This is a genomic window from Methylopila henanensis (assembly GCF_042681025.1).
In the GTDB taxonomy this organism is placed as follows: Bacteria; Pseudomonadota; Alphaproteobacteria; order Rhizobiales; family Methylopilaceae; genus Methylopila; species Methylopila henanensis.
This window is the reverse complement of sequence record NZ_JBHUER010000005.1, coordinates 83,675-97,408: the sequence shown is the minus strand read 5'-3', so window position 1 is coordinate 97,408 and position 13,734 is coordinate 83,675. Positions and strand designations below refer to the sequence as shown.

Below are 13,734 nucleotides of genomic sequence, written 5' to 3'. Positions count from 1 at the left end.
CTTGCGCAGAAGCGCCCACGGCGCCCGGCATCCGGCCGCGGCACCTTAACGTCACGCGGCCCGCACGCCAGCCCCGGGGACCGGCTATGGCGGCGCGGTCCCTGGAGAAGGCTTTAAGGCTGCGTCTGCGAGGGCGGATCGCTGGCCGGGAAACTCTCGTCGAGCGCCTCGTCCAGCTCTTCGTCCTCGTGCGGATCGGGGCCCTTAGTGGGTTCGGCCGGCTCCGGCGGCGGGGCCGGAGCCTTCTCCTTGTCGCCGCCGGGATCGACCGCGAGCGTCGAGCCGACGCGCGGCTCGGCGGGCGTGGAACCGGCCGGCTCGGACGCCTCCGGCGCGCGTTCCGCCGCATGCGACGGGTCGATCAGCACGATGTGGAGCCGGCGCGGGCCGTGGGCCCCCATCAGCAGGATCTGCTCGATGTCGGCCGAGCGGGACGGTCCGGTGATCCAGTTCACCACCCGCGGCATCACGCCTGCGCCGTAGCGGGCGCGCACCGTCTCCCACATGTCCTCGTAGGTCGCGGCGACGTCCTTCGCCTCGACCACGACGATGTGGTTGTCGGGCAGGAAGTTGAGCGTAGTCGGGTTCTCCGGCCCGGCGAGCATGACGAGCGTTCCGGTCTCGGCGACGCCGGCATGGGCCGCGCTCACTCCCGCAGCGTCGTCGCCGAAGGAGCGGCCTTCGCTCACCTCCAGCGTGGTGGCCGCCCAGGGCAGGCCCGCGAGGCGCGGGTCCGAGCCACGACGCACGGCGGGCGCGAGATTATGCGCGCGCAGGAAGCCGGCGACCGCCGCCGGGACGTCGTCGGGCGACGCGACGGTCACGAGCGTCGCGGCCGAGGCCTCGGCCATGGCGACGAACAGCTTCAGCCGGTCGAGCGCCGTCTTCCCGGCGGCGCGCTCGGGGATCACGCCGCGGGGATGGCCGCCGAGGCGATCCTCCACGACCTTCAGCCGCGGCCGTTCCGTGCCCGCGACGCCGAGCGAACGCCGGATCGTGCCGAGCACCTGGTCTCGCGCGCTCACGGTCATCGTTTCGTCCTTTCCGCCTTCCAGCGCGCCTGGAACGTGCCGCCCTGCGGGGCTGCGAGATCACGAGTGGCGGTCCATCCGCCGGCGAGCGGCAGAGAGCGGAACCGTCCCTTCTTCCGCCCTATCAGCGCGAGGCCCGCCATCCCGACGCGGGTCGCGAGCCGGTAGAGCCCTGGCCGACGGGCGAAAAAGCCCCAGGCCTTGAGGCCGTAACGCACGGGCGCCGGCGACAGGTTCCGTTCGAACTCGCGCTCGCGCCAGTGCCGCATCAGCTTCGGCAGCGGAATCCGCACCGGGCACACGCTCTCGCAGCGGCCGCAGAAGGTGGAGGCGTTGGGCAGATGCCCCGCCTTCTCCACGCCGATCAGCGACGGCGACAGCACGGAGCCCATCGGTCCGGGATAGACCCAGCCGTAAGCGTGGCCGCCGACCGCGTGATAGACCGGGCAGTGGTTCATGCAGGCCGCGCAGCGGATGCAGCGCAGCATGTCGCGGAACTCGCCGGCGAGCATGGCCGAACGGCCGTTGTCGAGCAGAACGACATGGTATTCGGCCGGCCCGTCGACGTCGTCCGGCCGGCGCGGGCCGGTGGAGAAGGTCGTATAGACCGTGATCTCCTGCCCCGTGGCCGAGCGCGCCAGCACGCGCAGCATCTGGGCGGCGTCGTCGAGCGTCGGCACCAGCTTTTCGATCGAGGCCAGCACGATGTGGACCTTGGGCAGCGTCTGGCTGAGATCGCCGTTGCCCTCGTTGGTGACGATGATCGAGCTGCCGGTCTCCGCCACGAGGAAGTTCGCGCCGGTGATGCCGACGTCGGCGGCGAGGAACTTCGCGCGCAGCATGGCGCGCGCCTCGGCCAGCAGGCTTTCGGGCGCCGAGAGGTCGCGGTCCTCCGGCAGTCCTTCGTGCGCGGCGCGGAAGTTCGCCTCGATCTGGTCGCGGTTGAGATGGATGACCGGCGCCACGATGTGGCTCGGCCGCTCGTTGCGGAGCTGGATGATGTACTCGCCGAGATCGGTCTCGATCGGCTGCACGCCGATCGCCTCGAGATGGGCGTTGAGATCGATCTCCTCGGAGATCATCGTCTTGCCCTTGGCGACGGTTCTGGCGCCGACGCGCTGGCAGATGTCGGCGACGATCTTGCGCGCGTCGGCGGACGTCGGGGCGAAGTGCACATGGCCGCCGGAGGCCCGCACCTTCTCCTCATAGGCCTCGATGTAGAGATCGAGATGGGCGAGCGTGTGGTTCTTGATGTCGCGCGCGGAATCCCTCAGCGCCTCGAACTCGGGCAGCTTGTCGGAGGCCTTCTTGCGCTTGCCGATGAAGCCGACCTCCACATTGCCGAGCGCGCGCTGCAGCGCCTCGTCGTGAAGCGCGCGGTGGGCGTTCTCCTTGAACGCCGGCGACGTGGGGACATGGACGGTCACGAGCGCGGCTCCGGTTCGCCGATGGCGGGCTCCGCGCCCATGCCGGCCAGCACTTCGGCGACGTGGCGCACCTTCACCGGGCGGCCCAGCCGCTGCAGCTTGCCGGCCATGTTCATGAGGCAGCCGAGATCGCCGGCGAGCAGCGTCGGCGCGCCGGACGCCGCGATGTTCTCGGCCTTCTTCGCCACGATGGCGTCGGAGATCTCGCCGTACTTGACCGCGAAGGTCCCGCCGAAGCCGCAGCAGACGTCCGGGTCCTTCATCTCGGAGACCGTCAGCCCCTCGACGCTGTCGAGCAGGCGGCGCGGCTGGCTCTTGATCCCGAGCTCGCGCAGGCCGGAGCAGCTGTCGTGGTAGGTCACCGCGCCGTCGAATCGCGCCGCGACCGAGCGCACCCCGCGCACGTCGACCAGGAAGGAGACGAGCTCGAACACCCGGTCCGAGAAGGCCGCGGCCCGGCGGGCGAGTTCCGGCTCGCCCTCGAACAGCTCGGGCACGTGGCGCTTCAACATGCCGGCGCAGGAGCCCGACGGCGCGACCACGTAATCGACGCCCTGGAACGCGTCCATGATCTGCAGCGCGAGCGCGCGGGAGGTCGCCCGGTCGCCGGAGTTGAAGGCGGGCTGGCCGCAGCAGGTCTGCTCCGGAACCACGACCTCGCAGCCTGCGTCCTCGATGAGCTTTGCGGCTGCGAACCCGACCGAGGGGCGGATCAGATCCACCAGACAGGTGGCGAAAAGCCCGACGCGGGGCCTCGGCTCGACCGGATGCGGCACTTGATAACGACTCCAGAAGCGCGGACAAATGTCAGGGCTTTGAACTGTATGGCGACCATGGCCCCGCGCCGCCGGCCATGCAAGGCATGGCCGCACGTTCGCGCGCGCAGCCCTCGAGGCGTCGCCTAGAGCGGCTGATATGTTAGGTTCCCGCAAACCGCCGGCGTTCAACGGCGGCGCGGTTCGAGGAGAACGTCCCGTCATGACCGGCATCGCGCTGCCCGCCCCCGACCCCGCGATTCTGGCGCGGCGCGACCAGATCATCGCGGGCCTCAAGGCGCTGGTCCCGGGCGAGGGCGTCATCACGTCCGAGGAGGAGCGGCGCGCGTTCGAGACCGACGCGCTGACAGCCTATCGCCGCATGCCGCTCGCCGTCGTGCTGCCCTCGACGACCGAGCAGACCGCGGCCGTGCTCGCCTTCCTCGAAGCTGAGGGCGTGCCGGTGATTCCCCGCGGGGCCGGCACCTCGCTCGCCGGCGGCGCCCTGCCGCAGGAGGACGCCGTGGTGCTCGGCGTCGCCAAGATGTCGAAGGTGCTCGACGTCGACCTCGCGAACCGAACCGTGCGCGTGCAGACCGGCGTGACCAACCTCGGGGTCTCGGCCGCGATCGCGCATGAGGGCTTCTTCTACGCGCCGGACCCGTCCTCGCAGCTCGCCTGCACCATCGCCGGCAACATCGCCATGAACTCCGGCGGCGCGCACTGCCTCAAGTACGGCGTCACCACCAACAACCTGCTGGGCGTCACCTTCGTCACGCTCAAGGGCGAGGTGATCGAGATCGGCGGCGACGCGCTCGACGCTCCGGGCCTCGACATGCTCGGCCTGATCTGCGGCTCGGAAGGCCAGTTCGGCGTCGTCACCGAGGCGACGCTGCGCATCCTGCCCATGGCGGAAGGCGCGCGGCCGATCCTGTTCGGCTTCGCCTCCCCCGAGGCCGCCGGCGCCTGCGTCGCGGCGGTGCTCGGCGCCGGCATCGTGCCGGTGGCGATCGAGTACATGGACAAGCTCGCGATCGACATCTGCGAGGATTTCGCCAAGGCCGGCTATCCGCGCGACGTCGGCGCCATGCTGATCGTCGAGGTCGAGGGCTCCGCGGACGAGATCGACGAGCAACTCGCCCGCATCGGCGCGATCGCCGGCGACCATGGCGCGACCTACGCCCGCCAGGCGCGGACGCCGGCCGAGGCCGCCGCCATCTGGAAGGGCCGCAAATCCGCCTTCGGCGCCATGGGCCGGGTGTCCGACTACATCTGCATGGACGGCACCATCCCCACAGGCACGCTGCCGCAGGTGCTGACGCGCATCACCGAAATCTGCGACAACGCCGGCCTCAAGGTCGCCAACATCTTCCACGCCGGCGACGGCAACCTGCATCCGCTGGTGCTCTACGACATGAACGATCCGGTCTCGCTCGCGAAGGCGGAGAAAGCCGGCGAGGACATCCTGCTCGCCTGCGTCGAGGTCGGCGGCTGCCTGACCGGCGAGCACGGCGTCGGCATCGAGAAGCGCGACCTGATGACCGCCCAGTTCACCCGCATCGAACTCGAGCAACAGATGCGGGTGAAATCCGCCTTCGACCCGAACTGGCTGCTGAACCCCGCCAAGGTGTTCCCGCTCGACGACCGTCTGCCGAAGGTCGCGGCGTGACCGACACGATCTCTCCCTTCGACGAGGCCGGGATCGAGGCGACGATCCGGGAGGCCGCGGACGCGCGGACGCCGATCCTCATCCGCGGCGCCGGCAGCCGCGCCGGGCTCGGCCGGCCGGCGCAAGCCGGCAGGACCCTCTCGACCGAGCGGCTGACCGGCGTCACCCTGCTGGAGCCGTCGGAGCTGGTGGTCTCGGCCAGGGCCGGCACGCCGGTCGCCGAGGTCGAGGCGGAGCTCGCCCGCGTCGGACAGCGCTTCGCCTTCGAGCCGTTCGACCACCGCCCGCTCTATGGCGGCGAAGCGGAGCCGACCATCGGCGGGCTGGTCGCGACCAACGCCTCGGGGCCGCGGCGCATCTACGCTGGCGCCGTGCGCGACGCCCTGATCGGCGTGCGGCTGACGACGGGGCGCGCGGAGACGATCCGCTCCGGCGGGCGCGTGATGAAGAACGTCACCGGCTATGATCTGGTGAAGCTCGCCTGCGGATCGCACGGCGCGCTCGGCGTGATCACGGAGGCGACCTTCAAGACGCTGCCGGCGGCCGAGACCGAGACCACGCTCGTGATCGAGGGGCTCGACGACGTCCATGGCGTCGCGGCGCTCTGCGCCGGCATGGGCACGCCGTTCGAGGTCACCGGCGCCGCCCACATCCCGGGACAGGGCGGCCAGCCGGCGCGCACCTGCCTCCGGCTCGAGAACTTCGAGAGCCAGGTGCGCTACCGCGCCGGCGAGCTCGCCGCCCGCCTCATGGGCTTCGGCGCGGCCGACCGGCTCGACGCCGACGCCTCGCGGGCGCTGTGGCGCGACGTGCGCGACGCGCAGCCCTTCCTCGGCTCTCCCGACCGCGCGCTGTGGCGCATCTCGACCGCGCCGACCCGCGCGCCGGGGCTGGTCGCGCGGCTCGGCGCCCTCGTCGAGGCGCATCTCTACGACTGGAGCGGCGGGCTGATCTGGGTCGCGACCTCCGCCGAGGGCGACGCCGGCGCGGCGATGCTGCGGCCGATCGTGCGCGACGCGCGCGGCCACGCCACTCTCGTGCGCGCGCCGGACGCGGTCCGCGCCGCGGTCGACGTCTTCGAACCGGAGGCGCCGGCGCTCGCCCGCCTGACGGCGGAGATCGTCCAGGCGTTCGATCCGGCCGGCGTGCTCAATCCGGGGCGCATGCATGTCCGCTGACAACGGCATCGTGCTCACGCGTCCCGCGATCAGCGCCGGGCGCGCCGCGCTCAGCCTCGCGCTCGTCGCCGGCTTCGCCGCGATCCTCTACGCCATGGGCCGGCCGCTGATCTGCCCCTGCGGCGAGATCAAGCTGTGGCACGGGGCGGCGAACGACAGCGGCACGTCGCAGCACATCGCCGACTGGTACTCGCTCAGCCACATCATCCACGGCTTCATCTTCTATGGCGCGGCGGTCCTGATCGGCCGCCTGCGGGGCCGCCCGCTCGCGATCGCGACCGCGCTGATCGGCGCCATCGCGGTCGAAGGCGCCTGGGAGCTGCTGGAGAATTCGCCGATCATCATCGACCGCTACCGCGCGGCGACCGTCTCCGACGCCTTCGCCGGCGACAGCGTGTTGAACTCCGTCGCCGACATCGGCTTCATGATTCTCGGCTTCACCGTGGCGCGCCTGTCGCCCACCTGGACGATCGTCGCCGCGGCGATCGTGATGGAGCTCGTCGCGCTCTACGTCATCCGCGACAACCTCACCCTGAACGTCATCATGATCCTGCACCCGCTCGACGTCATCCGGGACTGGCAGGCGATGCGCGGCGCCTGAGACCCGACATGCAGACCACATTCGCCCCCGAGCGCCTCGAGGCCGATCCGCAGCTCGCATCTTCCGAGAAGATCCTGCGCACCTGCGTGCATTGCGGCTTCTGCACCGCGACCTGCCCGACCTATGTGCTGCTGGGCGACGAACTCGATTCCCCACGCGGCCGCATCTACCTGATCAAGGACATGCTGGAGCAGGACAGGCCCGCGACGACCGAGGTCGTGCGCCATGTGGACCGCTGCCTGTCGTGTCTGTCCTGCATGACGACCTGTCCCTCCGGCGTGCATTACATGCACTTGGTCGACCACGCCCGCGCGCACATCGAGAAGACCTACCGCCGGCCGCCGCTCGACCGGCTGATGCGCGCGACGCTCGCCTTCGTGCTGCCGCATCCCGGCCGGTTCCGGCTGGCGCTGACCGCCGCGCGGCTGGCGCGCCCGTTCGCCGGCCTGCTTGCGAAGCTGCCGGGCGGGCCGCGGATCGCCGCCATGCTGGCGCTCGCTCCGGCCGCCCTGCCCGCAGCCTCCGCCAACGACGGCGCCCGCACGTTCAAGGCGGCGGGCGAGCGCAAGGCCCGCGTCGCGCTGCTGCAGGGCTGCGCCCAGAAGGTGCTGGAGCCTTCGATCAACGACGCGACCATCCGGCTGCTGACCCGCTTCGGCGTCGAGGTGGTCCACGCCGCCGGCGAAGGCTGCTGCGGCTCGCTCGTCCACCACATGGGCCGCGAGGAGGAAAGCCTCGCGGGAGCCCGCCGCAACGTCGACGCCTGGACGCGCGTGATCGAGGACGGCGGACTCGACGCCATCGTGGTGACGACGTCGGGCTGCGGCACGACGATCAAGGACTACGGCTTCATGCTGCGCGACGACCCGGCCTATGCGGCCAAAGCCGCGCGCGTCTCCGCGCTCGCCAAGGACGTCTCCGAGGTGCTGGCGACGCTGCCGCTGAAGCCCGCGCGCCCGACCGGCCAGACCGTCGCCTACCACGCCGCCTGCTCGATCCAGCACGGCCAGCAGATCCGGGAGGAGCCGAAGGCCGCCCTCAAGGCGGTCGGCTTCCAGGTCAAGGAGCCGGCGGAGGGACACCTCTGCTGCGGCTCGGCCGGAACCTACAACATCCTCCAGCCCGAGATCGCGACGCGGCTGCGCGACCGCAAGGTCGCGAACATCGAGCGCGTCGGCGGCGAGGTCGTCGCGGCCGGCAACATCGGCTGCCTGACGCAGATCCGCTCAGGGACGGCGCTTCCCGCCGTCCACACCGTCGAGCTGGTGGACTGGGCGACCGGCGGCCCCCTGCCCGCGGCCCTCGAAGGCCACGGCTTCGAGGGCATGGCCGACGCGGCGGAATAGCGCCTTATCCCTCGTCAGGGCGGCGACCGGCGGAGCCGGCGAACCTATCCCCGACCGTCTCATCCCGACCATCCCCCCCCCGGCGTCGGAGAGGGACGGTTGGTTCGCCGAACCATGCGCCGCGTTTCCCTGTCAACGGACGTCGTCCGACCACCGGACAAGCCTGCGACCCCCGAGACGCGTCTGCTCCGGCCGCTGCTCCGCCAGGATCACGTTCCCGTGATTTTACATACATACACGTATGCACGTTAATTGCCGCAGGCGGCGCGGGATCATCCATGCGGAAGACGAAGGCGGAGGCGGAGAAGACCCGGGACCTGATCCTGGACGCGGCCGAGATGTCGTTCTTCGAGAACGGCGTCGCCCGCTCCTCGCTCGACGACATCGCCCGCGCGGCCGGGGTCACGCGCGGCGCCGTCTACTGGCATTTCGAGAACAAGGTCGACCTGTTCATGGCGGTGCAGGAGCGCGCGTCGCTGCCGGAGGAGGAGTTGTGCGCCCGCTTCGCCCTGCAGCCCGACCGCGATCCTCTGCCGAGCATCGGCGACACCGTGTGCGAGCTGTTCCGCACCATCGCCGCCGACGAACGGCAGACGCGGGTGATGGCGATCCTGCTGCTGCGCTGCGAGTACACCGACGACATGGTGGACGTCATCCGCCGCCAGCACGAGGCGAAGTGCAGCCTGGACGCCCGGATCGCCGAGCTGTTCCAGACCGCCCGCGACCGCGGACAGCTCAACCGCGCCTTTACGCCCGAACTCGCGCAGGGCGCGTTCCGCGCGCTCGTGTTCGGTCTGATGCGGCGGTGGCTGGAGCTGCCGGAGGAAATGGACCTGACGACGCGCGGCTGCGCCATCGTGCAGGCTTTCGTCGCGGCGCTTTCGAGCGACCCCGCGCCGGCGTGACTTCGATTACGCGCGGCGACCCGATCCGCCGCGCGCCCACTCCGTCGACCTTCAGGCTCCGAACCGCCTGAAGGCCGCCGGGGGAAAGAGCTGCGGGCGACGGCGTCAGCGTCCCCCCAAGCGTCGCCCGCAGCTCGACCCTTTTGGAACGCCCGCCCGAACCGGGCGTTCCGCCCGTCGCACCCCCGTCATCCGGATCAGGCAAGAGGCCTGCGCGGCGCAAGCCGAGGCGGTCGCGCCGAACCGGCGCGGCCGCCTCACCCAGACCTTCGCCCCTTTCCGTCACGGGACCATATGCCGCCGGCTATCCGTCGCGCCCGGAGGCGCGCCTCCGCGCGTCGAGGCGCCGGCGGACCGTCGCGCGCAGGCTTTTCCGGCAGCGTCGGCGCCCTTCCTCCCTCGCCCTGCGAAACCCTCCGCCCGCGAATCTCAAAGCCCGCAAAACAAATGCGGCACCACTCTATTACTACAGTTTGAACAAACTATTGCTTTGATATCGCTATCAGCGCAAAGCGATATCGCTACCATTAGTCTGATCACGAATTCGTGATGTTGAATAAACTCTGTATTTATCGACGCATACCTCCTTTCTGTTGCAGTGCAACATTTTGCTATCGCTATCTCAATTGCTCGCCACATATGCGTTATTAAAGTGACGAAGCATTCGCCTTCGCATGTTCTGTGTGGATGCACGCAAATTGCCATTAAAATTTTGCGCAACTTCATAATCGAAGCGGCGAAGGGACGGTTTTGCGTTTTCTGAAGGCTTGAATTCACCGACATCAACGACCTACGGCTTTTTGGAGCGACCGAAATGGCGGAATACGACGCATATACTACTGTGAACGTCGGCGGCCTGCTCACGCTGGGCCTGAACACGGCCTCCGATTTCGAGGTCACGGATGTCGGCACGCCGCCGGACAACCCCGGAATCCTCGGCGACGTCACCCCCGACACCTTCACCGCGCCGACCGGACTGTTCGGAGCGAACGTCACCTACACCTACGCCGGCGTGGTCTATGACGGCGACGGCAGCCCGGTAGGTTTCGTAGGAACGACCGGGCCTTTGGGCAGCCTCGTCTACACGACGTTCGTTCCCGCCGGGACCGATCCGAGCTTGCTGACGCTCACCCTGCTCGACGACGACACCACCGTTCCGGAATCGCAGTGGAACATCGACGACGCGGCGCCGGTCTGCTTCCTCTCCGGCACGCTGATCCAGACTCCGGACGGCCCGGTCGCCGTTGAGAAGCTGGTGATCGGCCAGCTTGTGACGACGTCTGACGGCCGCGCCGTCCCCGTGAAGTGGATGGGCCGCCAGACGCTGTCGTCCGTGTTCGGCATGCCGGAGGGCCGGCGTCCGGTGCGCATCCTCGCCGGGGCGCTGGGCGACGGCCTGCCGCGGCGCGACCTCCGCGTGACGGCCGACCACGCCCTGGTGCTCGACGGCGCGCTCGTCGCCGCCGGCGCGCTCGTGAACGGCGACACGATCCTGCGCATGACGGACGCCGAGCTCGGGCGCTTCTTCACGGTGCACCACATCGAGACCGAGAACCACGAGATCGTGCTCGCGGAAGGCTCCGCCGCCGAGACCTTCGTCGACAACGTCACGCGCAAGCGCTTCGACAACTACGACGAGTTCCTGGCGCTGTACGGCTCGCAGCCGGATCCGATCCCGGAGTCCAGCATGCCGCGCGCGATGAGCGCCCGGCAGACGCCGCTCTCAGTCCGCGCCCGCATCGCGGAGGCCGCACGCGCCCTGCGGCCGGCCGCAGCCGCCTGAGACAGCCTGCGCGGGCGGGGAGGCTCCCAGCCCCTCCGCCCGCGCGAGCGACTGGCCGCCGTTAGGCCAGACAAACCCTCCCTCTCGTCTTCCGCATTCGACCGATTCCTGTTCGACATCGGGGAGCCCCCAGTTGAGCGCATTGGCCCAGCGTGACGAGACGTGGCTCTTCAACGAATGCGCCAAAAAGCCGGCTAATGTCGCGGCCCGGGCGCAGCTGGCGCGGCTGCTGATCAAGCAATCCCGTCACGACGACGCGCTCGATGTGCTGCGCGACGGCCTGAAGGTGGCGAGGTCGCCCGACCTGCTGCTCGAACTCGCCATCTGCCAGACCCGGACGAAGGACTTCGCAGCCGCCGCCGCGACCCTGCGCGACGCCGAGCGCCTGGCGCCCGGCCATTCCCGCCTCCCCATTCTCAAGGGAGAGCTCGCGGACGCCGCCGGCGATCTGCGCGAGGCGGAAGCGATCTTCGCCGCGGACTCCGCCGCCTATCCCGGCGATCCGACGCGGACGCTGCGCTGGGCGAAGGCGCTGATCAAGCTCGGCCGGCAGCGCGAGGCGATCGACGCGCTCGACGCCGGCCTGAGCTTCTCGCCCGAAGCCGTAGGGCTGCTGGTCGAGCGCGCGGCGCTGCTGCGGCAGGACGGCCGCTTCGAAGCGGCCCGCGGCGACATCGAAACCTTGAGCCGGGTTTCTCCGGGCCATTTCCGCATTCCGATCCTGACCGGCGAACTCGCGGAGGCGACGGGGCAGTTCGTCGAGGCCGAGGCGGTCTATGCGCGTGACGTCGAGGCGCATCCCGCGGACCCCACCCGGCGCATGCGCTGGATTCGGGTGCTGGGCCGGCTGTCGCGGCCGGATCAGGCCATCGCCGTGCTGTCCGACGGGCTCGAACTCAACCCGGACGCGGTCGGGCTGCTGATCGAGCGGGCCGCGCTTCTGAAAAGCGTCGGTCGGATCGACGACGCGCAGGCCGACGTCGACGCCGTCATGCGCCTTCAGCCCGGGCACAGCCGCCTGCCGGCGTTGCGGGCCGGGCTCGCGGAGGCGGCGTTGGATTACGCCGCCGCCGAAGCGATCTACGCTCGCGACGCGCGCGAGCATCCCGGCGATTCCGCGCGTCGCATCCGCTGGTCGAGGGCGCTTGGCAGGCTGGGTCGCCGCCGTGAGGCGCTCGCCTGCCTTACGGTCGATCCCCAGACGGACACGTTCGAGCTCGCGGTCGAACGCGCCATCCAGTTCCGGGTCGCCGGCTTCTGGGGCAAGGCCCGCGAAGAGCTCGCCGCGCTCGAAGCCCGACGGCCGGGCGACCGACGGCTCGTCACGCTGCGCGCCGACCTCGCCAGCGCCATGAACGATCCCGCCGAGGCGGAGCGCCTCTACGCCGCAAGCGCGGCCGAGAACCCGCTCGACCCCGGCGCCCAGATCCGCTGGGCGCGCGCCCTTGGCAGGCAGGGCCGCGACGCCGAGGCGGCGGAGGTTCTGGCCGCCGCGCTGGAGCGTCGGCCAGACGCCGAGGAGCTGCTGATCGAGCAGTGCGAAGCGCTGCTTTCCGGCGACGACGCCGTCGCGGCCGCGCGGGCGATCGACCGGCTTGAGGCGGCCCACCCCTACACCAGCAAGCTTGCCGGCATGCGCGCCCGGCAGGCGACGCTTTCGGGCGACCTCGACGGCGCGAGCGAGGCCTTCCGCCGCGACGCCGAGCGGTTTCCCGACGATCCGTCACGGCGGCTCCGCTGGCTTCGCAGCCTGCGCAACGCCGGGAAGATCGAGACGGCGATCGACGTTCTCCGCGCCATCCCCTCACGCTCCGTCGCGGACGAGCAGCTTCTGGTCGAATGCCTGCTGGACTGCGGCCGTTGGGCCGAGGCCGAGCAGGTTCTCGAAGTGTGGCCGCCCGGCGGCCGCCAGAGCGACGCGGTCCGGCTGCGGTTCGAGATGACCCTGGCCTTCCTGCGGCAGGATTATCCCCTCGCGATGCGGCTCGCGCGCGCGGCGCTGGAGACGGCGCCCAACGACGCCAAGAGCGCGGCCTGGCTCGCGCTCGCCGCCGCCAACATGTTCGACGACGCGCTGGCGTGGGAGACCCTGCTGCTCGTCCCGTCGAACCCGGCCGGCGGCGCGCCGCGGCTCGACGGACACCGCTTCCGCCATCTGTTCGGGCAGATCGTCAACGAACTGCGGCTCAATCCGGAGGACACCCGCGCGCTCGCCGCCGCCCTGCGGGAAGGCGACGAAGCGCTGCTCCGCGCCGCCGCCGGGCGCGCGGCCGCCGACGCCTCCGGCCTCGGGCCCGCCGTCGGCCTCCTGCTCGCGCTCTCGCGCACCGGAAGGCTCGCGCGGGCGCGCCGCTGCTCCTCCGGGACAAGCCGCATCCCGCGGACGCTGCACCAGTACTGGGACCGGGACCCCCCGCCGGAAATCCGCTACCTGATGGACCGCGCCGCCTCGGTCAATCGCGACCTCGAGTACAAAAGCTGGGACGACCAGTCCGCGCGCGCCTTTCTCGGGACGCTTTCGAACCCTGAGCCGTTGAAGGCCTATTCGGTCGCACGGCACGCCGCCATGCGCGCCGACATCCTGCGCCTCGCGCTGCTCAGCTCGGAGGGCGGCGTCTATCTCGACGCCGACGACTATTGCGCCGCCCCGTTGTCGACGTTGATCGAAGGCGCCGACGGCCTTGTCAGCTACCAGGAGTTCCTCGGCACGGTCGGCAACAACTTCGTCGCCGCGTCGCCGGGCCACCCGGTCGTGACGCAGGCGCTCGAGGAGGCGACCGCGGCGACGCTGCAGGGCGCCGGCGAGTCGCTCTGGCTCGCGACCGGACCTGGCCTGCTGACCCGACACGTGGCGAGCCACATCGCCCGGCGCGCCGACGGCGACTTCGCGGCCGACGTCCGCATCTGGGATCTCCCGGCGTTCCGGCGCGTCGTCTACGCCGCCCGGTCGGCGCGCTACAAGCGCGCCGGCAAGCACTGGGCCGCGACCTACTAGCAGCAGTTCCTTCCGACTTCCCGCATCGACGACAGAGGCAGGAG

10 protein-coding genes are annotated in these 13,734 nt (G+C 70.6%); 7 read left to right on the top strand and 3 right to left on the bottom strand.

The annotated features are described in order from the left end of the window. Nucleotides 1-113: 113 nt before the first annotated feature. From ACFSCV_RS08845 to ACFSCV_RS08835, 3 genes are read right to left on the bottom strand one after another with little or no spacing between them, the layout of a single operon-like run. Nucleotides 114-1,031 (bottom strand): LutC/YkgG family protein, encoded by a 918-nt coding sequence (locus ACFSCV_RS08845; RefSeq protein WP_378799021.1) that lies wholly within the window; start codon nt 1,029-1,031, stop codon nt 114-116. After that, entirely contained in the window at nt 1,028-2,458 is a 1,431-nt protein-coding gene (locus tag ACFSCV_RS08840; protein ID WP_378799019.1) for a LutB/LldF family L-lactate oxidation iron-sulfur protein, read from the bottom strand. The genes ACFSCV_RS08845 and ACFSCV_RS08840 overlap by 4 nt, the downstream gene beginning before the upstream one ends. Further along, the gene (locus tag ACFSCV_RS08835) at nt 2,455-3,234 is read right to left on the bottom strand and encodes a (Fe-S)-binding protein (protein ID WP_378799017.1); all 780 of its coding nucleotides are present in this window, start codon (nt 3,232-3,234) and stop codon (nt 2,455-2,457) included. The genes ACFSCV_RS08840 and ACFSCV_RS08835 overlap by 4 nt, the downstream gene beginning before the upstream one ends. A gap of 202 nt (nt 3,235-3,436) precedes the next feature. Here ACFSCV_RS08835 and ACFSCV_RS08830 point away from each other — a divergent pair, with 202 nt between their 5' ends. The 7 genes from ACFSCV_RS08830 (at nt 3,437) to ACFSCV_RS08800 (ending at nt 13,690) form a co-directional block, all read left to right on the top strand. Then, on the top strand, nt 3,437-4,882 hold the full coding sequence (locus ACFSCV_RS08830) for an FAD-linked oxidase C-terminal domain-containing protein (RefSeq protein ID WP_378799015.1): 1,446 nt from the start codon (nt 3,437-3,439) through the stop codon (nt 4,880-4,882). Then, complete coding sequence (locus ACFSCV_RS08825; protein WP_378799013.1) at nt 4,879-6,060, top strand: FAD-binding protein; 1,182 nt, start codon at nt 4,879-4,881, stop codon at nt 6,058-6,060. The genes ACFSCV_RS08830 and ACFSCV_RS08825 overlap by 4 nt, the downstream gene beginning before the upstream one ends. Continuing rightward, nucleotides 6,050-6,661 (top strand): DUF2585 family protein, encoded by a 612-nt coding sequence (locus ACFSCV_RS08820; RefSeq protein WP_378799011.1) that lies wholly within the window; start codon nt 6,050-6,052, stop codon nt 6,659-6,661. Before ACFSCV_RS08825 ends, ACFSCV_RS08820 begins: the two co-directional genes overlap by 11 nt. 8 nt (nt 6,662-6,669) lie before the next feature. After that, on the top strand, nt 6,670-8,007 hold the full coding sequence (gene glcF / locus ACFSCV_RS08815) for a glycolate oxidase subunit GlcF (protein ID WP_378799010.1): 1,338 nt from the start codon (nt 6,670-6,672) through the stop codon (nt 8,005-8,007). Between the two features lie 278 nt (nt 8,008-8,285). Further along, nucleotides 8,286-8,912, top strand: coding sequence for a TetR family transcriptional regulator (locus ACFSCV_RS08810; protein ID WP_378799009.1), 627 nt, complete (start codon nt 8,286-8,288; stop codon nt 8,910-8,912). Between the two features lie 814 nt (nt 8,913-9,726). Continuing rightward, on the top strand, nt 9,727-10,695 hold the full coding sequence (locus ACFSCV_RS08805) for a Hint domain-containing protein (protein ID WP_378799007.1): 969 nt from the start codon (nt 9,727-9,729) through the stop codon (nt 10,693-10,695). A gap of 133 nt (nt 10,696-10,828) precedes the next feature. Beyond that, a complete protein-coding gene (locus ACFSCV_RS08800; RefSeq protein WP_378799006.1) occupies nt 10,829-13,690 on the top strand; it encodes a tetratricopeptide repeat protein in 2,862 nt (953 codons plus the stop codon). Nucleotides 13,691-13,734 lie beyond the last annotated feature (44 nt).

Bases quoted from the DNA above. Each gene is read 5' to 3' on its own strand.
- ACFSCV_RS08845 (WP_378799021.1), bottom strand. From the start codon at position 1,031: ATGACCGTGAGCGCGCGAGACCAGGTGCTCGGCACGATCCGGCGTTCG.
- ACFSCV_RS08830 (WP_378799015.1), top strand. From the start codon at position 3,437: ATGACCGGCATCGCGCTGCCCGCCCCCGACCCCGCGATTCTGGCGCGG.
- ACFSCV_RS08820 (WP_378799011.1), top strand. From the start codon at position 6,050: ATGTCCGCTGACAACGGCATCGTGCTCACGCGTCCCGCGATCAGCGCC.
- glcF (WP_378799010.1), top strand. From the start codon at position 6,670: ATGCAGACCACATTCGCCCCCGAGCGCCTCGAGGCCGATCCGCAGCTC.
- ACFSCV_RS08810 (WP_378799009.1), top strand. From the start codon at position 8,286: ATGCGGAAGACGAAGGCGGAGGCGGAGAAGACCCGGGACCTGATCCTG.
- ACFSCV_RS08805 (WP_378799007.1), top strand. From the start codon at position 9,727: ATGGCGGAATACGACGCATATACTACTGTGAACGTCGGCGGCCTGCTC.